General features: G+C 44.9%; 17 protein-coding genes and 2 tRNA genes. 15 read left to right on the top strand and 4 right to left on the bottom strand.

Annotated elements, in window-relative coordinates; translation table 11 throughout:
- Nucleotides 1–386 precede the first annotated feature (386 nt).
- Together AB6F11_RS01185 and AB6F11_RS01180 are read left to right on the top strand one after the other, a co-directional pair.
- A complete protein-coding gene (locus AB6F11_RS01185; RefSeq protein WP_102393170.1) occupies nucleotides 387–1,511 on the top strand; it encodes an efflux RND transporter periplasmic adaptor subunit in 1,125 nt (374 codons plus the stop codon).
- Nucleotides 1,512–1,521: 10 nt separating this feature from the next.
- Nucleotides 1,522–4,614 carry an efflux RND transporter permease subunit gene (locus tag AB6F11_RS01180; RefSeq protein WP_102393171.1) on the top strand — a complete coding sequence of 1,031 codons (3,093 nt, stop codon included), beginning with the start codon at nucleotides 1,522–1,524 and terminating at the stop codon, nucleotides 4,612–4,614.
- 84 nt (nucleotides 4,615–4,698) lie between these two features.
- On the opposite strand, the gene AB6F11_RS01175 is transcribed toward AB6F11_RS01180, so the two are convergent.
- On the bottom strand, nucleotides 4,699–5,988 hold the full coding sequence (locus tag AB6F11_RS01175; RefSeq protein WP_065584911.1) for a peptidoglycan DD-metalloendopeptidase family protein: 1,290 nt from the start codon (nucleotides 5,986–5,988) through the stop codon (nucleotides 4,699–4,701).
- A gap of 129 nt (nucleotides 5,989–6,117) precedes the next feature.
- Between AB6F11_RS01175 and tyrS the strand changes: the two genes are divergently transcribed.
- Both tyrS and AB6F11_RS01165 read left to right on the top strand, forming a co-directional pair.
- Nucleotides 6,118–7,305: a tyrosine--tRNA ligase gene (gene tyrS, locus AB6F11_RS01170; RefSeq protein ID WP_017059402.1), complete on the top strand. Its 1,188-nt coding sequence runs from the start codon at nucleotides 6,118–6,120 to the stop codon at nucleotides 7,303–7,305.
- A 381-nt stretch (nucleotides 7,306–7,686) separates the two neighbouring features.
- Complete coding sequence (locus AB6F11_RS01165) at nucleotides 7,687–8,532, top strand: magnesium transporter (protein ID WP_102393172.1); 846 nt, start codon at nucleotides 7,687–7,689, stop codon at nucleotides 8,530–8,532.
- Nucleotides 8,533–8,642: 110 nt separating this feature from the next.
- On the opposite strand, the gene dacB is transcribed toward AB6F11_RS01165, so the two are convergent.
- Both dacB and AB6F11_RS01155 read right to left on the bottom strand, forming a co-directional pair.
- Nucleotides 8,643–10,070 (bottom strand): serine-type D-Ala-D-Ala carboxypeptidase, encoded by a 1,428-nt coding sequence (dacB, locus tag AB6F11_RS01160; protein WP_102393173.1) that lies wholly within the window; start codon nucleotides 10,068–10,070, stop codon nucleotides 8,643–8,645.
- 111 nt (nucleotides 10,071–10,181) lie between these two features.
- Nucleotides 10,182–11,255, bottom strand: a complete 1,074-nt coding sequence (locus tag AB6F11_RS01155; RefSeq protein WP_102393174.1) for a porin — start codon at nucleotides 11,253–11,255, stop codon at nucleotides 10,182–10,184.
- Between the two features lie 512 nt (nucleotides 11,256–11,767).
- Between AB6F11_RS01155 and greA the strand changes: the two genes are divergently transcribed.
- Nucleotides 11,768–12,241 (top strand): transcription elongation factor GreA, encoded by a 474-nt coding sequence (gene greA, locus AB6F11_RS01150; protein ID WP_017059397.1) that lies wholly within the window; start codon nucleotides 11,768–11,770, stop codon nucleotides 12,239–12,241.
- A 125-nt stretch (nucleotides 12,242–12,366) separates the two neighbouring features.
- Here greA and yhbY read toward each other — a convergent pair whose 3' ends face one another.
- Complete coding sequence (yhbY, locus tag AB6F11_RS01145) at nucleotides 12,367–12,663, bottom strand: ribosome assembly RNA-binding protein YhbY (protein ID WP_004738252.1); 297 nt, start codon at nucleotides 12,661–12,663, stop codon at nucleotides 12,367–12,369.
- Between the two features lie 114 nt (nucleotides 12,664–12,777).
- Between yhbY and rlmE the strand changes: the two genes are divergently transcribed.
- From rlmE to infB, 10 genes are all read left to right on the top strand, one after another.
- On the top strand, nucleotides 12,778–13,407 hold the full coding sequence (gene rlmE / locus AB6F11_RS01140; RefSeq protein ID WP_017059396.1) for a 23S rRNA (uridine(2552)-2'-O)-methyltransferase RlmE: 630 nt from the start codon (nucleotides 12,778–12,780) through the stop codon (nucleotides 13,405–13,407).
- A gap of 107 nt (nucleotides 13,408–13,514) precedes the next feature.
- Entirely contained in the window at nucleotides 13,515–15,482 is a 1,968-nt protein-coding gene (ftsH, locus tag AB6F11_RS01135) for an ATP-dependent zinc metalloprotease FtsH (RefSeq protein WP_017068905.1), read from the top strand.
- Between the two features lie 88 nt (nucleotides 15,483–15,570).
- Nucleotides 15,571–16,401 (top strand): dihydropteroate synthase, encoded by an 831-nt coding sequence (folP, locus tag AB6F11_RS01130; protein WP_102393175.1) that lies wholly within the window; start codon nucleotides 15,571–15,573, stop codon nucleotides 16,399–16,401.
- Nucleotides 16,402–16,422: 21 nt separating this feature from the next.
- Nucleotides 16,423–17,763: a phosphoglucosamine mutase gene (gene glmM, locus AB6F11_RS01125; RefSeq protein WP_102393176.1), complete on the top strand. Its 1,341-nt coding sequence runs from the start codon at nucleotides 16,423–16,425 to the stop codon at nucleotides 17,761–17,763.
- 294 nt (nucleotides 17,764–18,057) lie between these two features.
- Nucleotides 18,058–18,390: a preprotein translocase subunit SecG gene (gene secG / locus AB6F11_RS01120; RefSeq protein WP_017059392.1), complete on the top strand. Its 333-nt coding sequence runs from the start codon at nucleotides 18,058–18,060 to the stop codon at nucleotides 18,388–18,390.
- A gap of 16 nt (nucleotides 18,391–18,406) precedes the next feature.
- Nucleotides 18,407–18,491: transfer RNA gene (locus AB6F11_RS01115), tRNA-Leu, on the top strand.
- A 53-nt stretch (nucleotides 18,492–18,544) separates the two neighbouring features.
- Nucleotides 18,545–18,621 (top strand) — tRNA-Met (locus tag AB6F11_RS01110).
- A 234-nt stretch (nucleotides 18,622–18,855) separates the two neighbouring features.
- A complete protein-coding gene (gene rimP / locus AB6F11_RS01105; protein ID WP_004738265.1) occupies nucleotides 18,856–19,311 on the top strand; it encodes a ribosome maturation factor RimP in 456 nt (151 codons plus the stop codon).
- 35 nt (nucleotides 19,312–19,346) lie between these two features.
- Nucleotides 19,347–20,834, top strand: a complete 1,488-nt coding sequence (nusA, locus tag AB6F11_RS01100) for a transcription termination factor NusA (RefSeq protein ID WP_017059230.1) — start codon at nucleotides 19,347–19,349, stop codon at nucleotides 20,832–20,834.
- A 22-nt stretch (nucleotides 20,835–20,856) separates the two neighbouring features.
- Nucleotides 20,857–23,547, top strand: a complete 2,691-nt coding sequence (infB, locus tag AB6F11_RS01095; RefSeq protein ID WP_017059231.1) for a translation initiation factor IF-2 — start codon at nucleotides 20,857–20,859, stop codon at nucleotides 23,545–23,547.
- Nucleotides 23,548–23,571 lie beyond the last annotated feature (24 nt).

Below are 23,571 nucleotides of genomic sequence, written 5' to 3'. Positions count from 1 at the left end.
AATGCAGCGACCCCTTTTGACCCTCAATACCAAGAATATTTGGTGAAGAGAAAATCTAAAAGGCTAGCTCGTAACTCTTGGAAAGAGCCTGTCCCGACTGCGTTATAAGTTGCTGGGTATCAATGATGCCTTAGTGGAGGCTTGAGCCGTATGCAGTGAAAGTTGCACGTACGGTTCTTAGAGGGGCGGCACTTGGTAACAAGTGTCGTCTACTCGACAAAGCATTCCTCTCATTTTTAGTACACGGCATATTTTTTAAACTGTCGATAGCGTCCAACTTCGTTGAGGATTGGTCTGTTAAGGTTACCTTTGTGCATAAGGAAGTTGCACATCACGCTATTAAGCCAACTAGCGCGCCTGAATGACATCGGACAAAAGGATTTGTTATGCCCACTCTATTTTCTAACTCACCACTTTTTCAGAAATTGAAGCAGCCGTGGCTGGTTTCTCTGACTCTAGTCGTGTTGTTGTCGATCTGGCTTGGTTTAGGCGTAGGGCAAGCAGAAGAGTCGCCTGAGAAAAAAGCAACAGAAATTCCGCTGGCTAAGGTTTCCTTTCAAACCTTCACCTCATCACCGACCTTTAAAACGATTGATCTATATGGAAGAACGGCGCCCGATAGGCATGCTCGTCTAGGTGCAGAAGTCGCGGGTAAGATTGTCAGATTGAATGTTGTTAAGGGGAGGGTGGTTAAAGCAGGACAAGCCATTGCCCAGATAGATAAGGGTGATTTAGAGATTCAACTAGAGCGAGCATCTGCGTTATATCGCTTGAAGCAGAAAGAGTTCAAAGCGGCGCAGTCACTGAAGAAAAGAGGACTGCAAGGTGAAATCGCCTACACCACAGCTGAGGCTTCATTAACAGAAGCAAAAGCCATGATGCGCAATGCGGAGTTGGCTTTAAAGAATACTGTGATTACTTCGCCTTTTTCGGGTGTGGTTCAAGATTTGATGGTGGAGCTCGGTGATTTCGTTAGTGTTGGCGATCCTGTTGCTGGCGTGATTGACCTCGATCCTTTGGTTATTGAGGCGGATGTCAGTGAGCGTCATATCCAACATTTGCTAGTCAATCAATCTGCTTTGGTTCGTTTGTTAGGGCGAGAAGAAGCGGAAGGCCGTTTACGCTATGTTTCTCGTATCTCTTCTGTTGCTACTAATACCTTCCCAATCGAGATAGAAATCGATAACTCTAAAGGCCTATTACCAGCAGGTGTCAGTGCCGAAGTTAAACTCAACCTAGAAACAAGAGATGCAATAAAGATAACACCGGCGATGCTAGCATTGGATGAGGCGGGTAACCTAGGGGTCAAAACCTTGGTTTCAGTCGATGACTCACCAACGGTGAAGTTTGTAGGCATTCAGCTAGTAAAGGCCGAACAAGATGGAGTGTGGCTCACGGGGCTAGGTCAACGCGTCGATATCATCACAGTAGGCCAAGGGTTTGTGCGTGATGGTGATTCGGTGATTGCTGTTGAGCAAGTCGCTGAACTCTCTAACGTAACCGCAGAGTAGGAGATAACCGATGTATTCAATTATTGATGCAGCCTTGTCTCGTGCTCGAACAATGCTCTCCCTTTTAGCGTTAATCCTTGTAGCCGGTGTCGTCACCTATATCACGATACCTAAGGAATCGAGCCCAGACATTACCATCCCAATTATCTACGTTTCAGTCGGGCATCAAGGGATCTCGCCAACGGATTCAGAACGTTTATTGGTTCGACCTATTGAGCAAGAGCTTAGGTCAATCGAAGGCGTAAAAGAGATGACAGCAACCGCAGCAGAAGGGCACGCCTCTGTGGTGTTAGAGTTTAATGTTGGCGTCGATCTTACTAAAGCGATGGCTGATGTTCGTGACGCTGTTGATCTGGCTAAGCCCAAATTGCCAGAAGATAGCGATGAGCCGACTGTAAATGAAGTTACCCTCGCTTCTGAGCAGCCTGTGTTGTCTGTGGTTCTGTTTGGTACCGTGCCTGAGCGCACCATAGTGCAAATTGCTCGAGAACTTGGGGATAAGCTCGAAAGTTATCGTCAGATCCTTGAAGTCGATATTGCGGGCGATCGCGATGACATCGTCGAGATCATTGTCGATCCGCTGTTGATGGAGAGTTACAGCCTAGATCAAGCGGACATCTATAATCTGATCGCTCTGAACAATCGAGTGGTGGCCGCAGGTTTTGTTGATACTGGCTACGGACGTTTTTCTGTCAAAGTCCCTTCGGTATTTAACTCCTTAAAAGACGTGCTTGAGTTGCCTATTAAAGTGGATGGCAAGCAGGTGGTCACTTTTGGCGATGTCGCTACGGTTCGTCGAGCGTTTCGAGATCCTGAAAGTTTTGCTCGTTTAGATGGCAAATCTGCGGTGGTGTTGGATATCAAGAAGCGTGCAGGTGAGAACATCATCGAAACCGTTGAGCTAGTCAAAGCGGTAATGGCTGGTGCTCAGCAGCAAGCGGAATGGCCAAATAACCTGTTGGTCAAATACACCTGGGATGAATCTAAAGATGTGAAGATCATGCTTAATGATCTGCAAAACAATATCTTATCCGCCATTATTCTGGTGGTGATCGTTATCATCGCGATTCTTGGTGTGCGTACCGCTTTGTTAGTGGGTATTTCCATTCCAGGCTCATTCCTAACCGGGTTATTGGTTCTTTCGGTGTTTGGCTTAACCGTCAACATCGTAGTGCTGTTCTCTCTGATTATGGCGGTGGGGATGCTAGTAGACGGTGCGATTGTGGTGACCGAATTTGCAGACAGGCGAATGCAAGAGGGTGAAGGGCGCAAAGCCGCTTACCGAGATGCAGCGAAACGGATGGCGTGGCCGATAACCGCATCGACTGCCACAACCTTAGCCGCATTTGCTCCGTTACTGTTTTGGCCTGATGTGACGGGCGAATTTATGAAGTTCTTACCACTAACTCTGATCGCGACTTTAACTGCATCATTGATCATGGCGTTGTTGTTTGTGCCCGTGCTGGGCGGTTTGATTGGCAAACCTCAATACGTATCGTCTAAAAGCCAAGCTCGAATGGTCGCACTGCATAATGGTGACTTTTCACAGGCTACTGGTTTAACCAAGGCTTACTACCACACGCTTTCTTTAGCGATTAAACACCCCTTTAAGATTTTGTTCAGTGCGATACTGCTCGCGGTTGCAGTTGGTTTTACTTATTCAAAAGCGGGTCTAGGTGCAGAGTTCTTCCCAGAAGTTGATCCGCCATTCTTTAATGTCAAAGTTCGCTCGCATGGGGATCTGTCTATCCAAGAAAAGGATGACATCATGCGTGATATTGAACTGATGATGCTCAATCATGATGAGTTCGATACCGTTTACACGCGTACTGGTGGTGACGACCAGATTGGTTTGATCTCAATTACGCCTGTTGACTGGCAATATCGACGCAGCGTTAAGGCGATTATTGATGAGTTGAAGGTACAAACCGATCAATACGCTGGTGTTGAGATTGAATATAAGTTCCCTGATGCTGGGCCTCCGGTTGAAAATGACTTAGTGATTGAGCTGTCGGCAAGAACTCCAGAGCAGCTCAATCAAGCTGCAAAAATTGTGAGAGGTTGGGCTGATGGAAATAAAGCACTGACCAATATCAGCGATACTGCGAGTAAAGATGGCATCGATTGGAAGGTGGATATTCGCCGCGACGATGCTGCGCGCTTTGCAGCTGATGCGACCTTAGTGGGTAACACCGTTCAATTCGTGACTAATGGTCTCAAGATTGGTGATTATCTGCCCGATGACTCTTCAGAAGAGGTCGATATCTTGGTGCGCTACCCTAATGATAAGCGTGATATCGGGCGCTTCGACCAGCTTAGGGTGAAAACGCCAGCAGGTTTAGTACCTATTACTAATTTCGCTCAGATCGTTCCCGACCATAAGCAAGACACCATTAAACGCCTTGATGGCAAGCGTGTGGTGAACATCATGGCGGATATGGAAGAAGGGTATAACCTTGCTCTCGAACTACCAAAGATCGAACAAGCATTGAGTGAGCTAGGGCTGCCGAGTAGCGTGGAATTTCGCATCCGTGGTCAAAACGAAGAACAAGAAAACTCGTCAGCCTTTTTACAAAGTGCTTTCTTGGTTGCTTTGGCGGTAATGGCTTTGATTCTGATTACTCAGTTCAATAGCTTCTATCAAGCGTTTTTGATTCTGAGTGCTGTATTGTTTTCGACCGTTGGCGTGTTCGTTGGCTTACTGATCTTCCAACGTCCGTTTGGCATTGTGATGTCGGGAATTGGGGTAATAGCGCTCGCCGGCATAGTCGTGAACAACAACATCGTGTTGATTGATACTTATAATCAGCTCATCAAAAGAGGCTTGGACAAGCGAGATGCGATTCTAAGAACCGGTGTTCAGCGTTTAAGGCCAGTAATGCTCACGACGGTTACGACTATCTTAGGTTTAATGCCGATGGTGTTAGAGATGAACATCGACCTGATTAATCAAAAGATAGAGTTTGGCGCGCCAAGTACACAATGGTGGTCACAGCTTGCGACCGCTATTGCTGGTGGTTTGGCGTTTGCCACGGTGCTGACTTTAGTATTAACCCCTTGTTTGTTAATGCTTGGACGGAACAACAAACCTGAAAAACAGTAGCTAGTTGTGGTATGTGAGCATAAAAAAGAGCGCCTTGATGGGCGCTCTTTGCATTTTTCTATTTTGCAGTGAAGCTACAAACGCCTAGTTAGTCGCTAGTAACTGACCGTATCGCTCAAGGTTTCTTAATCGAATCTCTGAGTTGGCAATAAAGGTTGCTTTTGCTTTACCAGTTAACGACTTGGATTGAGGCAATTTCACGGTACGCGCATTTTTATGTACGCCATTAACCAAGAATTCATAATGTAAGTGCGGGCCAGTCACACGGCCTGTACCGCCCAAAGTACCAATGGTTTGGCCTTGTTTTACGCGCTGACCGGTTTTCACCATACGTCGCTTCATGTGCAGGTACTTGGTGATGTAGGTGTTGCTGTGGCGGATGAACACGTAGTTACCATTGAATTGGTTGTAACCTGACTTCTGAACAATACCGTCACCGGCTGCCCAGATAGGCGTGCCAACAGGGGCTGCGTAGTCAGTACCGCGGTGAGCTCGAATCTTACCGGTTACTGGGTGTCTCCTGGTAGGGTTAAAGTTCGATGTTACGCGACGAAAATCAATTGGTGAGCGCAAGAACGCCTTCTTCATCGCACGACCATTTTCATCGAAGTAGTTGCCGCTTTTATCATCCAATACCGCGGTAAATGAATCGCCTTGGTTTTTGAACACGGCTGCCATGATCTTACCGCGACCAACTACTTCACCTTCAACCACTTTCTCTTGGTATAAGATTTTGAAGCTGTCGTTCTTACGAATATCTAACGCAAAGTCGATATCCCAACCGAAGATGCCGGCCAGTTCCATAATTTGGTTTGCGGTTAAACCTGCGCTGACGCCAGCGTTCCAGAAGTTAGAGGTGATGTTGGCTTCGGCATAATTGTATTGGTATACCACTTCTTTTTTGTCGAAACTTGATGAGAAAGAATCGCCAGATTTAGTGATCTTGAAGCTTTCAAACGCACTAAGTTGTCGTTTTAACTGAATAAGGTCGTTGTTTTCATCAAAGCCGAACTGCAAGACATCACCAGGTCTTAGGTTAGACAGCTGCTTCTTAATATCATTATTGGTATTGAGTAGCGTGATCAGCAGACGGTATGAGAGGCCAATACGTTCAAATAAAACAGAGGTGCTTTCGCCAGAACGAACGGTGTATTTCTCCCAATTGAGCACTGCCGTCGGTGGAGCGTCACTTGAGCTAATAAGTGCAGAGGCATTGATAGTCAGTGGGTAATGTTTTCCCACAACTAAAGCGCCCGAATCGTCACGCAAACTGTTGACGTCGGGGAGTAAGAAAATCGCGACGAAAATTATGGCACTAAAAAATGCGATAAAAGCCCGGTGCAAAATAGGAAGGCGTGCAAAAATAGACAACATGTTCCGGTTCGTTCTGTAAATATTATGAAAATCGACGACGGAATAGTGTAACTGGTTTCAAAATACATCGCTATTCAAGTAAGATGTCTAATTAATGTATTTTTGCCAAATCTGTGGGAGTGAACAAGAATGGCGAGTATTGAAGCTGCACTAGCCGAGATCAAACGTGGCGTAGAAGAACTGATTCCAGAAGACGAACTGATTGCGAAACTAAAAGAAGGTCGTCCTTTACGCATTAAGCTGGGTGCCGATCCAACAGCTCCAGATATCCACCTAGGCCATACGGTTATCTTTAACAAGCTTCGTGCTTTTCAAGAGCTTGGTCATGAAGTGACATTCCTTATCGGTGATTTCACTGCAATGGTTGGTGACCCATCAGGTAAAAACTCAACACGTCCACCACTAAGCCGTGAAGACGTATTGAAGAATGCTGAAACTTACAAAGAACAAGTATTCAAAATTCTAGATCCTGCGAAAACGCAAATTCGTTTCAACTCTGAATGGCTATCTGAGCTTGGTGCTGAAGGCATGATTCGTCTTGCTTCTAACCAAACTGTTGCTCGTATGCTTGAGCGTGATGACTTCAAAAAGCGTTACGCTGGTGGTCAACCGATCGCAATCCACGAATTCATGTACCCACTTCTACAAGGTCACGACTCTGTTGCACTAGAGAGCGACGTTGAGCTTGGCGGTACTGACCAGAAGTTTAACCTTCTAATGGGTCGTGAACTGCAAAAAGCAGCAGGTCAAAAACCACAAGCGGTACTAATGATGCCACTACTTGTTGGTCTAGACGGTGTTAAGAAGATGTCTAAGTCTGCGCATAACTACATCGGTATTAGCGAAGCACCAAGCGAGATGTTTGGTAAGATCATGTCTATCTCTGACGATCTAATGTGGAGCTACTACGAGCTGCTGTCTTTCCGTCCTCTTGAAGAAGTTGCGGAACTGAAAGCTGGCGTTGATGCAGGTAAGAACCCGCGTGACGTTAAAGTGCTTCTTGCTAAAGAGATCATCGCTCGTTTCCACAGTGAAGCAGATGCCGAAGCCGCTGAGCAAGAGTTCGTTAACCGTTTTGCTAAGAACCAAGTTCCTGATGAAATGCCGGAGTTTGAATTCGAAGCAGGCCTGCCAATTGCGAACGTTCTAAAAGAAGCGGGTCTTGTAAACTCGACTTCTGATGCGATGCGTATGATCAAGCAAGGTGCGGCTAAGCTTGAAGGCGAGAAGATTGAAGACAGCAAATTCGTGCCTGAAGCAGGTACTGCCGTTTACCAAGTAGGTAAGCGTAAGTTTGCTCGTATTACTATTAAGTAATAATGCACATCAATAATTGAACCAAAGGCATCCACGGATGCCTTTTTTATTGACTTAAAATTGACGAAACTTTGAAACGCCTATTGCTACACTATGCGCGCTGTCAAATTGACAGTAATTCTGGAGATTTTTATGAACAATACCGACCATCCTCCTAGTTTGAATGGAGAAGAATAACCTGTCTCGGTATTGATCTATTGTCCTGCCGTTCAGGTAGGGTATCTTTGTTTTCCCCCGCATTCTTTTCCACACACTAGATTCTAACAAGTAGACACATCAGTAGCTTTCAGCTCTTGGTGCGCTTAGCTGTACGCTCTTGGTGTATTAGCTATAGGCTATTTGTTTTGATGGTCGTTACCTTTGCCAATCGGGAGATTCGCCATGACGGTAATGAACAACACTTTTTTATCTATTGAAGCTCTGTACTCAGAGCAAGACATCCAAGCTGTATCGAATGCATTTCAACAGTACGGACGTGAACAACAAATTAATCTTTTGAATCGAATGCCGCTCGAAGATGCGGTGCTAGTGCTGGGGCAATGCTCTTTGAGTACGATTCAGACTTTACTTAGTGAGCTAGAAGAGCAGGGCTTTGAGAAGCGCTCTCGACATCTAGCTCACCAACTAGGGCTGATCTACTCTGAGGTAGAACCTCAACAGGGTTACCTTTCGACTGGCGTCATGAGCCACGTCAGGCAGCGTATCGGTTGGATTATTGCGTTAGCACTATTGGGAATCGTCTCAGGGCTTATCATTGCTCAGTATGAAGACATTCTCAGTCAGTTGGTTCTTTTGGCAATCTACATGCCGGTAATTGCTGCTGCTGGTGGTAATACCGGAACACAAGCCGCGACTTTGGTGATCCGAGCCTTAGCCACCGGTGAGTTGAAAAAACGCCAATGGGCTAACGTGCTGTGGAAAGAGTTTAGAGTTGCTATTTGTTTAGCTCTAGCGATTGCCGTAGTTATGATTGGGCGCATTTTGCTATTCAGTGAAAACCAATCGACAGGTGGTTATGACATCAACATGATTGCATTAGCGATTGCGGTCGCGCTGTTTATTCAGGTGACCATATCAACTGTACTCGGCGGAGGGTTACCGATAGTTGCTAGGCTATTTAAGCTTGATCCAGCGGTGTTAGTGAGCCCAGTACTTGCATCGATAGTGGATATCTCAGGAATGTGGATCTACTTCACTGTGGTGAACTTATTTCTAGGAATCGCTTAAAAGCTGATAAAAATAGCTAAATACATCTGAGAAATAAAAATGGCGCTGAAGATTGAAGGTCTTCAGCGCCATTTTTGTTATTAAAGTAGAAGTTTACACAGAGCTAAGCATTACTTAGATTTGCTTTGTGTTTGACTGAACTCGACCACATCTTTGTAGAAAGCACGTTCAAACTGGGTGATAGGTGCTTCCACTGGTTTGTCTGGATCTTGTTCTTCAGGGAAGTAATCACGAACAAACTGCACAAACAGAGAGCTTGGTTTTCCCGCCTTATCTAATCCGTATCCCGCCATGTTGTAACTGCCGTATAGAGAACCACTTTTGGCGATAATGTTGCCTTGAATCGGTGCTTTTCTCATGCTTTGACGGTATTTGAGCGTTCCATCAGTGCCAGATGTAGGCATAGCCTCAATCAGGTTGAGCTGTTGATCGTTTTCCCAGATATAACGAAGCACTTGAGCCATGGTCTGTGACCTCATTCGGTTATTTCTGGATAACCCTGAACCATCGACGAGCTGCGCTTTACGGAGGTCAATATTAGCCTTGGTCAGTAATATCTGTTTTATCGCTTCAGTACCGTTATTGAAGCTACCCGGTTGAACATAAAATGTCGCTCCTAGCGTTTTAGTTAGATTATCTGCGATAAGGTTATCCGACTTTTTGAGCATGATATCGAGCAGTTCAGGAAGCTTTTCTGAGTTGTGACTAGCGACTAACGTGGTTTTGTCTGCTTTCGCTTTTTTACCAATAATCACATCACCTTTTACTTCTATTTTCAGTTCTTTGAGAAGCGACGTAACGACTTGATAGGTATAAAGTTCTGGATTTTGAATCGCGAACTTGAGTGGCAGTGGCTTTTTACGTTCAACTAAGCAACCAGAGAGCTTGTAAGCGTTATCTGGTGTGGTGATGAGCTCTAAGTCGCATTGTGTTGCCTTTTGCCCAGAGCGAGTTACCGTGGTGGCAGTGGTCGTCACGTCTATCGGATAGTGAGCGGGAATATAAACGCGTGTCGTACCATTATCTTTTGTATAAATAGAGGCTTGTGCGCAGTTGCTGTCTAAGGTCATTGCACTAGAAGGCGCGCTGTAACAAACGCCTAGAATGTCCCAAGGCCAACCCACCGCTCGCTGATAGCCCGTAAAAGTCGAGTTATCGAGGTATAAGTTGCCCTTTATGGTTCTTGATTGAGACTTAGCGTATTGAGCCAAAAGGCTTTTAAGCTGTTCTCGTTGCAGCGTTGGGTCGCCACTAAATGAAATGATTGAGTCATTCCCAGAACGGGCAATGCTGGTCATGTAGTGAAAGTCATCCCCTAATTCCAACTTAGCCGCCAAAGCTGTCACCAGCTTTAAAGTACTGGCGGGTGGATAGAAGCCATCACTGTTGGAATTCATTTTATTTGAGACGCCACTCAGGGATTCCAAAATCACACTGGTGCTACTGCCATCAGGCAGTTTATCTAAAGGGGCGTAAGCGTTAACTGAGAAAGCGCTAATGGAAAAACTACATACAAGTAGTGTGGATAGAAGGCGCATAGAAGATTTCTTGGATGGCTGATGTTTTCAGTATACAGATATAAAAAACGCCCGCTAGATAGCGGGCGTTTTGATTCTCAATTAACTAATTAATCAATTAGATAATCAGAATTAGAAGTCGTAACGTAGACCTAGAGCGATTTCGTCTTCAGCTTGAGCAGAGGTTGCGTTGCCGTTTGCCACTAGGTTTGTTGTACCGATCTTGTCGCCTTCAGAGATTAGGTTGAAGTTGTACGAGATGTAAGTACGGAAGTTAGGCTTGAAGTAGTAAGTTGCATCGATTGCAACGTTATCTGCAGAAGTTTCACCGTCAGTTTCTGCATTGTTGTACGTTAGCGTGAATGCAGTTTGATCTAGTGTGTAAGCCGTTGCAAATTCGTAACCTGTGTAATCTACAGATCTGTTGTTGTATTCAGCGCCAGTTGCTGTCGTCGCTTGTTTTTCACCATCAGTGAATACACCTGCGAAGTAGAAATCGCTCATGCGGTAAGATGCAGAAAGCATGTACTCGTTAGATTGATCTTGGTCTGCGTAACCAGCACCTAGTTTAACGCCAGAATCACCGATTGCGTAGATAGCAGATAGAGAGTAGCCATCTTTGCCGTTGTCGTTGATTTCACCGTTTACTTTACCGCCATCACTGTCAGCGAAGCGGTAGCTTGCTTTAACGCCTAGATCTTGGAATTGACCTTTGTACGAAAGCATGTTGTCTGAACGGTCAGCAACTGCGATTTTGTCTGCCGCTGAGTTACCGTGGTAAGACATGATATCGGTAAAGTCAGTGATAACGCCTAGCGCACCGTCGTTTTTACCGTATGTAACTTCACCGAATGTACCGCCAATACCAGCGTATGTGTAACGGTTTGTGATGCTGTCGCTGTTGCTGTCTGTAGCACCACCGTTTTCAGCAGTTGTGAATTCGCCTTCGTAGAAACCAACGCCGTATAGGCCGTCTTGGATTTCAACTTTACCTAGGAAGTTAAGACGTACACGTGTTTTGTCTTCAGCTTTGCCATCTTTCATCGATAGACGAGCTTCCGCACGACCACCGATCTCTAGAGAAGTGCCGTTTGAGCTGTATACAGAAGTACCGGCAATATCACCAGCTTGTTTACCGTCGGCTGCCACTGCGTTAGTAGCAAGAGCTGCAGCAGATACAGCAAGCGCGATCATAGTCTTGTTCATGTTATAATTTCCTAATTACTGTCCATAGAAGTTTTATTAAGGATTTGAACCCTTTTGTGTATTGCCTGTATTAATCAGGCTTCATAATCATGATTAGAACAGAAGTCTGAAAATGCCAGTGCAATCCATGGGTTACTTTTTACCTCTAAAGTTCCATGGTCAGTTAGTAAAATGATATAAAACTAAAAAATGAACACTGTTTTATTATGTTCTTTTTTGTTTAAGTAGTTGTTTTTGAGTGTATTTTATAAAAGTGTGATCTGTGTTTATTTTGTTTGTTTTTTGTTTTTTTAGGTATTTAACTCTCCACTTATTGATGGGGAAGTTATTATTCATTTTTGTGATGTCTGTAATTTAGACCTAGATAAAGCTTTTATAACGCAAAGTGGAATAAAGGTGATTTAGCCATAAAGTTTGTTTACACTAAGCCAAATCGTTTTGTTTCTATCACCCAATAAATACGTTGGGTGTATTTATGTTGGCCAAAGAAAGCTTTGGCATAGAGGTAAAAAATGGAAAAGGTTCCAATGACAGTACGTGGCGCTCAGCAGCTACGTGACGAATTAGATCGCCTACTTAAGCTACGCCCTGTTATCTCAGCAGCTATTGGTGAAGCACGTGAACTAGGTGACCTGAAAGAGAATGCTGAATACCACGCCGCTCGTGAAGAGCAGGGTATTTGTGAAGCTCAGATCCGTGATATTGAATATAAGCTATCACTGGCTCAGATCATCGATGTAACGCAAATGGATAATACGGGCAAGATTATCTTTGGTACGACAGTGACACTGATTGATGTGGATACCGATGATGAGTTCCGCTACCAAATCGTTTCAGAAGACGAAGCAGACATCAAAACGGGTCGCATTTCTGTGAAATCGCCAATTGCTCGCGGTCTTATCGGTAAAATGGAAGGCGACGAAGTCATGATCTCTACCCCTGGTGGTGACAAAGACTTCGAAATCGACAAAGTAGAATATATCTAATTGAATTTTCTTTGTTTCTGATAAGTAAAAAGGTCGCTAAATGCGACCTTTTTCGTTTCTCACGCTACACTAAAAGATAAGCGCTGTGGCTTCCTATTAGTGAAGTTAGCTTATATCAAACTCGCTTATTTACGTGGAATCTCGATTTTACGTGCTTCTGACTGGCGGAACAGTACTAGAACTTTACCGATAGTCTGTACTTTCTCAGCTTTAGTTTCACGTACAATTGCATCGATAATCAGTTGCTTAGTCTCACGGTCTTCTGATGCAACTTTAATCTTGATCAGTTCGTGGTGGTCTAGAGCTAATTCGATTTCCGCTAGAACAGCTTCAGTAAGTCCATTTGCGCCCATTAGCACAACAGGTTTTAAACTGTGAGCTAGGCCCTTTAGATGCTGCTTTTGTTTGGTACTTAGGTTCATTACGCGGCCAATTTTCTTTACTATTAGGGTTGAAAAAACCTATTTTAACGCCATCTAAAGCTGAAGACTATAATTTATTCAGCAATTAGTACTTTCCTCCAATTTAGGTATCCAATGAGCAAACAGAAACACTCGGCCAGTTCAGGCCGTTGGTTGAAGGAACACTTCGACGACAAGTACGCAAATGAAGCAAGAAAGAAAGGCTATCGTTCACGTGCTTATTTCAAAATGGAAGAGATTCAAACGAAAGATAAATTGCTGTCTCCTGGGATGACCATTGTGGATTTGGGTGCAGCACCTGGCGGTTGGTCTCAATATGCTGCTAAGATTGTTGGAGACAACGGACAAATCATTGCGTGTGACTTGTTACCAATGGATCCGATTGCTGGTGTTAGCTTTTTACAAGGCGATTTCCGCGAAGAAGCTGTGCTAGATGCCTTGTTGGAACGTATACAACCAAACATGGTTGATGTCGTGATGTCAGATATGGCACCTAATATAGCAGGCAACAACTCTGTGGATCAGCCAAGAGCTATGTATTTAGTTGAATTAGCTTTGGATATGTGTCGACAAGTTCTAGCTACCAATGGTAGTTTTGTTGTAAAAGTATTCCAAGGCGAAGGGTTTGACCAATACGTTAAGGACGTCCGCGAGATGTTTAAAACAGTAAAAGTTAGAAAACCCGACTCTTCTCGAGCTCGATCTCGTGAAGTGTTTATCGTAGCCACTGGTTACAAAGGTTAACGATTCTCTTCCAAGAGTGAGAGTTAACAACATGGCTACAGGTTACAAACTGTAGTACCCTACCTTTAATTACAATTAGTTATCGAGAGGCTTACACCTTGAGTGACATGGCAAAAAATTTAATTCTGTGGCTTGTTATCGCGGTAGTGTTGATGTCGGTATTCCAGAGCTTCGGCCCTGGGGAGAGTAACGGCAGAGCAGTAGATTACACCACGTTTGTACAGGAAGTTGGCCAAGGCCAGATTCAAGACGCACAGTTCAATAACAGCGAAATCACTTTCACACGTCGTGGTGGTGGTTCTAAGTATGTAACTTACATGCCTGTTTATGATCAAAAGCTACTTGATGACTTAATTAATCAAAACGTAAAAGTTCAGGGTACACCACCTGAAGAGCAGAGCCTGCTTGGCACTATCTTCATCTCATGGTTCCCAATGATCTTACTGATTGGTGTATGGATTTTCTTCATGCGTCAAATGCAAGGCGGCGGCGGCGGTAAAGGCGCGATGTCTTTCGGTAAGAGTAAAGCTCGAATGATGAGCGAAGAACAAATCAAAACCATGTTTGCTGATGTTGCTGGTTGTGACGAAGCAAAAGAAGACGTGAAAGAGCTTGTGGACTACCTTCGTGACCCAAGCCGCTTCCAAAAGCTAGGTGGTAAGATCCCGACAGGTATCCTGTTGGTTGGTCCTCCTGGTACGGGTAAAACATTGCTTGCAAAAGCGATTGCCGGTGAAGCGAAAGTACCGTTCTTTACTATCTCTGGTTCTGACTTCGTTGAAATGTTTGTTGGTGTTGGTGCATCTCGTGTGCGTGACATGTTCGAACAAGCGAAGAAAGCGGCACCTTGTATCATCTTTATCGATGAAATTGATGCTGTAGGTCGTCAACGTGGCGCTGGTGTTGGTGGTGGTCACGATGAACGTGAACAAACACTGAACCAAATGTTGGTTGAGATGGATGGTTTCGAAGGTAACGAAGGTATTATCGTTATCGCTGCGACTAACCGTCCAGACGTACTAGACCCTGCATTACTTCGTCCTGGTCGTTTTGACCGTCAAGTTGTGGTTGGTCTACCGGATGTACGTGGTCGTGAACAGATTCTTAAAGTACACATGCGTAAAGTGCCACTATCAGGTGATGTTGAACCGTCGCTGATCGCTCGTGGTACTCCAGGCTTCTCTGGTGCAGATCTTGCGAACCTTGTGAACGAAGCGGCGCTATTTGCTGCTCGTGGTAACAAGCGCAATGTATCTATGGTTGAGTTTGAACTTGCGAAAGACAAAATTATGATGGGTGCAGAGCGCCGTTCAATGGTTATGTCTGAAGAAGTGAAAGAGTCAACGGCTTACCACGAAGCGGGTCATGCAATTGTTGGTCGTTTGGTACCTGAACACGATCCAGTGTACAAGGTGTCAATCATTCCACGTGGTCGTGCGCTTGGTGTAACCATGTATTTGCCAGAGCAAGATCGTGTGAGCATGTCTCGCCAACATCTAGAGTCTATGATTTCTAGCCTGTACGGTGGTCGTCTTGCTGAAGAACTGATTTACGGTAAAGACAAAGTGTCAACTGGTGCGTCTAACGATATCGAACGTGCAACTGATATTGCTCGTAAGATGGTTACGCAGTGGGGCTTCTCTGAGAAATTGGGTCCTCTTCTTTACGCAGAAGAAGAAGGTGAAGTTTTCCTAGGTCGCGGCATGAGCCAAGCTAAGCACGTTTCTGATGACACGACTAAGCTTATCGATGAAGAGATTCGTATCCTTATCGACCGTAACTACGATAGAGCTAAGAAGATTCTTGAAGATAACATGGATATCATGCATTCGATGAAAGACGCTCTAATGAAGTTCGAAACGATCGATGCAGGTCAAATTGATGACTTGATGGAGCGTAAGCAAGAGATTCGTGATCCAGCTGGTTGGGGTGATCAGGTAAAAGCTGAACCTACAAAGGAAGAAGCAAAACCTGAAGCTAAGGCAGAAGAAGCTAAAGCGGAACCAAAAGCTGAAGAGTCGAAAGTTGAAGAAGTTAAATCTGAAACAGATGATGCTCAAAACAAAGATTCTTAATCGCTAAGTTATAAATTAAAACCCTGAGTACGCTCAGGGTTTTTCTGTTTCTAGCCCTAGATGTTTTTACCTTTAAGACCCACCTTCCATGATATTAAAAGCACATAATAAAACGCTCGTTTTAGACCGCCCACATGTGATGGGTATCCTCAATGTTACGCCTGACTCTTTCTCTGATGGCGGAAAATTCAATTCATTAGATAATGCTTTACTGCAAGCAGAGCGAATGATTCAAGCTGGTGTTAGCATTATTGACATTGGTGGTGAATCAACTCGCCCGGGAGCGCCTGACGTTCCTTTAGAAGAAGAGCTCGCTCGCGTTATTCCTGCCATTAAAGCAATTCGCGCTAAGTTTGATGTGTGGATCTCCATTGATACCAGTAAAGCTGAAGTGATGCGCCAAGCCGTTGAAGCGGGGGCTGATTTGATCAATGATGTGCGCGCACTGCAAGAGCCCGGAGCTTTAGAAGCGGCCGCCGATGCTAATGTGCCCGTTTGCCTGATGCACATGAAAGGTCAGCCAAGAACCATGCAAGCTAACCCTAATTACGATGATGTCCTAATGGATGTTGAAGCGTTCTTAAAAGAAAGGGTGGAGGCTTGTGAGGCTGTTGGTATATCAAAAGATCAGCTGATTCTGGATCCTGGTTTTGGTTTTGGTAAAACCATTGAGCATAATTACCACCTATTAGCGCACCTTGAAAAGTTTCATTCGTTAGGCTTACCTGTTTTAGCGGGGATGTCGAGAAAATCGATGATCTTTAAATTGCTAGACAAGGTTCCGGCCGACTGCATGGTCGCAAGCGTCACTTGCGCGACGATTGCCGCGATGAAAGGCGCACAAATTATTCGCGTTCATGATGTCGAGGAGACACTGGAAGCGATGAAAATAATCGAAGTGATGAACAACAATCACTAAATATAATTAAGGAAAATCACTATGTCTGATAAAAGACGTTATTTCGGCACAGATGGTGTGCGTGGCAAAGTAGGCCAGTACCCGATTACACCTGATTTTGTTCTGAAGCTTGGCTGGGCTGCGGGTCGTGTTCTTGCGAAGCAAGGCACAAAGAAAGTCATCATTGGTAAAGATACTCGTATCTCTGGTTACATGCTTGAGTCAGCGCTAGAAGCTGGCCTTGCTGCTGCTGGTCTTCAGGCTACGTTTACTGGCCCAATGCCAACACCTGCTGTGGCTTACCTAACTCAAACCTTCCGCGCTGAAGCCGGTATTGTTATCTCTGCATCACACAACCCATACTACGATAACGGTATCAAGTTCTTCTCTTCTGAGGGAACAAAACTGCCGGACGATATCGAGTTGGCAATTGAAGCAGAGTTGGATAAAGACATCGAATGTGTTGATTCTTCAGAGCTAGGTAAAGCCGTACGTTTGAACGATGCGGCTGGCCGTTACATCGAGTTCTGTAAAAGTACGTTCCCACATAAAATGACATTAGCTGGCATGAAGATCGTTATCGATTGTGCACATGGTGCGACTTACCACATTGCGCCTGCTGTATTTAAAGAACTGGGTGCTGAGGTCGTTGCGATTGGTGTTGAGCCAAACGGTACTAACATCAACCACGAAGTCGGTGCGACGGATGTACGTGCTCTGCAAGCAAAAGTGCTTGAAGAAAAAGCGGCATTAGGTCTTGGCTTTGATGGTGATGGTGACCGTATCATCATGGTTGACGAGCTAGGCAACAAAGTTGATGGCGACCAAATCGCTTACATTATTGCTCGTGATGCACTGCGTCGTGGTGAGTTGAAAGGCGGCGTTGTTGGTACACTAATGACCAACCTGGGTATGGAAAACGGCCTTAAGCAGTTAGGTATTCCGTTTGTACGTGCTGCTGTTGGTGACCGTTACGTAATGGAACAGCTTCTTGCTAAAGGCTGGAAGATCGGCGCTGAAAACTCGGGGCACGTTATCCTACTAGATAAAGTGACGACGGGTGATGCTATCGTTGCTGCTCTGCAAGTTTTGGCTTCAGTTGTTGATAGCGAAATGACACTGAATGAGTTGTCTCAGGGCATGACGTTGTACCCTCAAGTTCTAGAAAACGTTCGTTTCAGCGGAGATTCAAACCCACTAGAAGCCGAAGCGGTAAAAACAGCGGTTGTTGAAGTAGAAGCTGAGCTTGGCGAGAAAGGTCGTGTGCTATTACGCAAGTCTGGTACCGAGCCACTACTGCGTGTCATGGTTGAAGGCGAAGATGCAGAGCTTGTTCAAGCATCAGCGCTTAAGATTGCAGATGCAGTAAAAGCAAACTGCTAATTTAACCTTTTACTTAGCTGGCGCAGCGAATAGCGCCTGTGATTAGAAGTGATTGAGTTATCTCACGGTCAAAAGATATAACGGTCAAGAGAGACGTAAATGAGTTTTGTGTCGCTTTTGACCTTTTTTTGACCACTCACTTGGTAAAGGCTTATTTTTTAGCAAATTCTCCTTGTCAGCCATCGTCGCATTCGCTAGTATTGCTCGGCCTTCAGTTAGGAGGTCGCTAGCCTTGTTCTTAAAAATAGTTTTTTGAACGGCGCTGGCTCAACAATTAGGAACATAGGTGGAAAAATGTTTACAGTTCTACTTGTGATTTACCTGTTGGCAGCGCTTGGTGTAATTGGCCTAGTGTTGATTCAACAAGGTAAAGGCGCAGATATGGGAGCCTCTTTCGGTGCTGGCGCTTCAAACACTGTGTTTGGTGCTGGTGGCTCAGGAAATTTCCTTACCCGAATGACTGCAATTTTTGCAACTACATTTTTTATCCTTAGCTTAGTGCTTGGTAATATGTCTACACATAAAACTGAGTCACAATGGATTGACCCGACCCAAGGTCAGGTGATTCAACAAGCTGATGATGCAGTGAGTGAAGTTCCGGCGCAAGGCGACGAAATTCCACAATAATCTGTAAAGATTTGATGCCGAGATGGTGAAATTGGTAGACACGCTAGCATGAGGTGCTAGTGCCTTAGGGTGTGAGGGTTCGAGTCCCTCTCTCGGCACCATGTTTACAAACTTGTAAAACATCTTGTTGGGCGTATAATGCTCGCAAGTCGGACGCGGGATGGAGCAGTTTGGTAGCTCGTCGGGCTCATAACCCGAAGGTCGTCGGTTCAAATCCGGCTCCCGCAACCAATTTCAATGCTATTATATAGCTTGTATTGGTAGCAAGTTTGCACAGTGTGAACCTCACTGTGAGTTAGGTGCGATATCGAATGTGATGGCACTTAACATATAAGGGTCCAGCAACAAAAACCCCGGCTTATACGGGGTTTTTTGTTATCTAAGCATTTGTAAATGTATTTAGATAATGTTTGCTTGGAATTTAAATTGGGCTTTGAGCCCTTTTTTTGTTTCTGGAGTGGTTAAATGACTGGTTTAGAAAGACAACTTACTGAAATGCTTGACGCTCCAGTAGCAGCATCAGGTTATGAGTTAGTTGGATTAGAATTTATTCGTGCTGGTGAGCACTCAACGCTACGTATTTACATCGATTCACCAAACGGTATCAATGTAGATGATTGCGCTGAAGTTAGCCACCAAGTAAGTGCTGTAATGGACGTTGAAGATCCAATTTCAGTGGCTTATAACCTTGAAGTGTCTTCACCAGGTTTAGAGAGACCACTGTTCAAAGCAGAGCATTACCAACAATTTATTGGTCACGAGGTAAGCATCGTTTTGAAAATGGCTGTCGGCAACCGTCGTAAATGGAAAGGTGATATCCAATCTATCGAAGGCGAGACAGTGAAAGTATTGGTTGAAGGACAAGAAGAAGAATTCGTCCTTAGCAATATTGCGAAAGCTAACCTGATCCCTAAATTTTAGTTCTCCTAGAGAGAAGAGCTTAAGAGGCTAGATTAATGAACAAAGAAATTTTGGCGGTAGTAGAAGCTGTTTCAAATGAGAAAGCAGTTCCTCGTGAGCGTATTTTTGAAGCGCTTGAAATCGCGCTTGCAACGGCAACAAAAAAGAAAAGCGAACTAGAAATTGAAGTTCGTGTTGAAATTGACCGTAAAACGGGTGATTTCGAAACTTTCCGTCGTTGGGAAGCTGTTGAGGAAGTTGAATTCCCAACAAAAGAAATCTCTATTGAAGCTGCAAAGTACGATGACCCAGAGATCGAACTTGGCGGTTTCATTGAAGATGATATCGAATCAGTAACGTTTGACCGTATTACGACTCAAACGGCTAAGCAAGTTATCGTACAGAAAGTACGTGAAGCTGAACGCGCTCAAATCGTTGAGCAGTTCATCGATAACGAAGGCGAGCTAGTAACTGGCGCAGTTAAGAAAGTTAACCGTGACACTATTATTCTAGACCTAGGTAACAACGCTGAAGCGGTAATCCTTCGTGATGACCAACTTCCTCGTGAAAACTTCCGTCCAGGTGACCGTGTTCGTGGTCTTCTTTACGCAGTTAAACCAGAAGCTCGTGGTTTCCAGCTTTTCGTTACTCGTTCGAAGCCAGAAATGCTAGCTGAACTATTCCGTGTTGAAGTGCCTGAGATTGGTGAAGAGCTAATTGAACTTAAAGGTGCTGCACGTGACGCTGGTTCTCGTGCTAAAATCGCTGTGAAAACAAACGACAAACGTATTGACCCAGTTGGTGCGTGTGTTGGTATGCGTGGCGCACGTGTACAAGCTGTTTCTAACGATCTTGGTGGTGAACGTATCGATATCGTTCTTTGGGATGATAACCCGGCTCAATTCGTAATCAACGCAATGGCTCCTGCTGATGTTGCTTCAATCATCGTTGATGAAGACGCACACTCTATGGATATCGCTGTTGAAGCGGATAACCTAGCACAAGCGATTGGCCGTAGCGGTCAAAACGTACGTCTAGCGTCTCAACTTACTGGTTGGGAACTGAACGTAATGACTGTTGCTGATCTTGAGAAGAAGCACCAAGAAGAAGCAGTTGCCTCTATTGAAAACTTCATGAAGCACCTAGACATTGAAGAAGACTTTGCTCAAATGCTTGTTGAAGAAGGCTTCTCTACGCTTGAAGAAGTAGCATACGTTCCTGTGAACGAGCTTCTTGAAGTAGACGGTCTAGACGAAGGTATCGTTGAAGAACTACGTAACCGCGCAAAAGACGCACTGACTACTCTAGCGCTAGCGAAAGAAGAAACTTTCGACGGTGTTGAGCCTGCTGAAGACTTACTTGCACTTGAAGGTCTTGAGCGTGAAATGGCTTACAAGCTAGCAGCAAAAGGCGTTGCGACACTGGAAGACCTAGCTGACCAAGGCGTTGATGAACTAGAAGGCATCGAAGACCTAACTGCAGAGCGTGCAGGCGAGCTAATTATGGCTGCGCGTAACATCTGTTGGTTCGGCGACGAAGAATAATTCAGCAAGGAGAGAAAGCGGTATGACACAATTAACAGTTAAAGCACTGAGTGAAGAGATTGGTACGCCAGTTGACCGCTTAATTGAACAACTTGCTGATGCAGGCATGAAGAAAGCAGGGTCGGATCAAGTGACTGATTCAGAGAAGCAAACATTGCTAACGCACCTTAAAAAGGAGCACGGCGATACTTCAGGCGAAACAGAACCGACTCGTTTAACTCTTCAACGCAAGACCCGCAGCACGCTAAGTGTTGCCGCTGGAGGCGGTAAGAGTAAGGATGTTCAAGTAGAGGTACGTAAAAAGCGTACTTACGTGAAGCGCAGCACTATTGAAGATGAAGCGAAACGTGAAGCTGAGGAAGTAGCTAATCGTGAAGCGGAAGAGAAAGCACAACGCGATGCTGAAGAGCAAGCGAAACGTGATGCTGCAGAGAAAGCACAGCGCGAAGCTGAAGAAAAAGTAACACGTGAAGCGGATGCAAAACGTGAAGCTGAAGAGAAGGCTCAACGCGCACAAGCTGAAAAGGCTAAAAAAGACATGAATTCAAAAAATGCAGACGCTAACGCACAAGCGAAAAAAGAAGCGGATGAACTTAAAGCTCGTCAAGAGCTAGAAGCAACTCGTAAAGCAGAAGCTGAAGCAGCTAAGCTTGTTGAAGAAGCTCGTAAGTTAGCAGAAGAGAACCAAGAACGTTGGTCTGAAGAAGAGAAGAAGAAGAAAGAGCAAGAGAAATCTGCGGATTACCATGTGACTACTTCTACTTACGCTCGTGAAGCTGAAGATGCGGCAGATAAGAAAGATGAGAAAGCACCTCGTCGTCGCAAGAAGAAAGCAGCTCCTGCTAACCAACCTGCAAACAACCGTGGTGGTCGTAACCAACGTGGTCGTGGCGGTAAAGGTAAGCTTGCTAAACCAACTTCAATGCAGCAAGGCTTCGATAAGTCAGCAACTGTTGCTAAATCTGACGTTGCTATCGGCGAAACTATCGTTGTTTCTGAACTGGCTAGCAAAATGTCAGTTAAAGCAACTGAAGTTATCAAAGTAATGATGAAGATGGGCGCTATGGCGACTATCAACCAAGTGATCGACCAAGAAACAGCACAACTTGTTGCTGAAGAAATGGGTCACAAGGTAATCCTACGTAAAGAAAACGAACTTGAAGAAGCAGTACTAGCTGACCGTGATAGCGATGCTATCGCTGAAGGTCGTGCTCCTGTTGTTACTATCATGGGTCACGTTGACCACGGTAAAACTTCAACACTTGATTACATTCGTAAAGCACACGTTGCTTCTGGCGAAGCTGGCGGTATCACGCAGCACATTGGTGCTTACCACGTAGATACTGACAACGGTATGATCACTTTCCTTGATACTCCTGGACACGCGGCGTTTACAGCTATGCGTGCTCGTGGTGCTCAAGCGACAGATATCGTTGTACTTGTAGTTGCAGCAGACGATGGCGTAATGCCACAAACAATCGAAGCAATCCAGCACGCGAAAGCGGCAGGCGTTCCTCTGATTGTTGCTGTGAACAAGATCGATAAAGAGGGTGCAAACCCAGACAACGTTAAGAATGAGCTAGCTCAATACGACGTTATCCCTGAAGAATGGGGTGGTGAGAACATCTTCGTTCACATCTCTGCTAAACAGGGTACAAACATCGATGGTCTTCTAGAAGCTATCCTTCTTCAGTCTGAAGTTCTTGAACTTACAGCGGTTAAAGAAGGCATGGCGTCTGGTGTTGTTGTTGAATCTCGTCTTGATAAAGGTCGTGGTCCAGTTGCAACAGTACTAGTACAGTCTGGTACTCTAAACAAAGGCGATATCGTTCTTTGTGGTCAAGAGTACGGCCGTGTTCGTGCAATGCGTGATGAAAACGGTAAAGACATCGAAACTGCAGGTCCATCTATTCCTGTAGAAATTCTAGGTCTTTCTGGTGTTCCTTCGTCAGGCGATGAAGCGACTGTTGTACGTGATGAGCGTAAAGCACGTGAAGTTGCGAACTACCGTCAAGGTAAATTCCGTGATGTTAAACTAGCTCGCCAACAAAAAGCGAAACTAGAGAACATGTTCGCGAACATGACGGCTGGCGAAGTTGCTGAGCTTAACGTGGTACTTAAAGCTGACGTTCAAGGTTCTGTAGAAGCGATTGCTGACTCTCTACTGAAACTGTCAACTGACGAAGTGAAAGTGAACATCGTAGGTTCTGGTGTTGGTGGTATTACTGAAACTGATGCAACGCTTGCTGCAGCTTCTAACGCTATCATCCTTGGTTTCAACGTTCGTGCTGACGCAACTGCGCGTAACACGGTTCAGAACGAAAACCTAGATCTACGTTACTACTCAATCATTTACCAACTAATTGACGAAGTTAAACAGGCGATGGGCGGTATGCTTGCTCCTGAATTCCGTCAAGAGATCATTGGTCTTGCACAAGTTCGTGACGTATTTAAGTCGCCTAAACTTGGTGCAATCGCTGGTTGTATCGTGACTGAAGGTACGATTAAGCGTAGCAACCCAATCCGTGTACTTCGTGAAAACGTTGTTATCTACGAAGGTGAACTAGAGTCACTTCGTCGCTTTAAAGATGACGTTCAAGAAGTTAAGAACGGTTACGAGTGTGGTGTCGGCGTTAAGAACTACAACGACGTTCGCGTTGGTGACCAGATCGAAGTATTCGAAATCGTTGAGGTTAAACGTACTCTAGACTAATCAGTCTGTACGACTCGACATATT

It is taken from the genome of Vibrio sp. 10N.247.311.14, from assembly GCF_041467715.1.
In the GTDB taxonomy this organism is placed as follows: domain Bacteria; phylum Pseudomonadota; class Gammaproteobacteria; order Enterobacterales; family Vibrionaceae; genus Vibrio; species Vibrio crassostreae_C.
The sequence above is the reverse complement of the archived record's forward strand: the minus strand, read 5'-3'. Positions and strand labels throughout refer to the sequence as shown.

Coding starts and splice junctions, on each gene's coding strand:
- rlmE (WP_017059396.1), top strand. CDS start 12,778: ATGAGCAAACAGAAACACTCGGCCAGTTCAGGCCGTTGGTTGAAGGAA.
- AB6F11_RS01180 (WP_102393171.1), top strand. CDS start 1,522: ATGTATTCAATTATTGATGCAGCCTTGTCTCGTGCTCGAACAATGCTC.
- glmM (WP_102393176.1), top strand. CDS start 16,423: ATGTCTGATAAAAGACGTTATTTCGGCACAGATGGTGTGCGTGGCAAA.
- AB6F11_RS01165 (WP_102393172.1), top strand. CDS start 7,687: ATGACGGTAATGAACAACACTTTTTTATCTATTGAAGCTCTGTACTCA.
- tyrS (WP_017059402.1), top strand. CDS start 6,118: ATGGCGAGTATTGAAGCTGCACTAGCCGAGATCAAACGTGGCGTAGAA.
- greA (WP_017059397.1), top strand. CDS start 11,768: ATGGAAAAGGTTCCAATGACAGTACGTGGCGCTCAGCAGCTACGTGAC.
- folP (WP_102393175.1), top strand. CDS start 15,571: ATGATATTAAAAGCACATAATAAAACGCTCGTTTTAGACCGCCCACAT.
- infB (WP_017059231.1), top strand. CDS start 20,857: ATGACACAATTAACAGTTAAAGCACTGAGTGAAGAGATTGGTACGCCA.
- AB6F11_RS01175 (WP_065584911.1), bottom strand. CDS start 5,988: ATGTTGTCTATTTTTGCACGCCTTCCTATTTTGCACCGGGCTTTTATC.
- nusA (WP_017059230.1), top strand. CDS start 19,347: ATGAACAAAGAAATTTTGGCGGTAGTAGAAGCTGTTTCAAATGAGAAA.
- dacB (WP_102393173.1), bottom strand. CDS start 10,070: ATGCGCCTTCTATCCACACTACTTGTATGTAGTTTTTCCATTAGCGCT.
- AB6F11_RS01185 (WP_102393170.1), top strand. CDS start 387: ATGCCCACTCTATTTTCTAACTCACCACTTTTTCAGAAATTGAAGCAG.
- ftsH (WP_017068905.1), top strand. CDS start 13,515: ATGGCAAAAAATTTAATTCTGTGGCTTGTTATCGCGGTAGTGTTGATG.
- rimP (WP_004738265.1), top strand. CDS start 18,856: ATGACTGGTTTAGAAAGACAACTTACTGAAATGCTTGACGCTCCAGTA.
- yhbY (WP_004738252.1), bottom strand. CDS start 12,663: ATGAACCTAAGTACCAAACAAAAGCAGCATCTAAAGGGCCTAGCTCAC.
- AB6F11_RS01155 (WP_102393174.1), bottom strand. CDS start 11,255: ATGAACAAGACTATGATCGCGCTTGCTGTATCTGCTGCAGCTCTTGCT.
- secG (WP_017059392.1), top strand. CDS start 18,058: ATGTTTACAGTTCTACTTGTGATTTACCTGTTGGCAGCGCTTGGTGTA.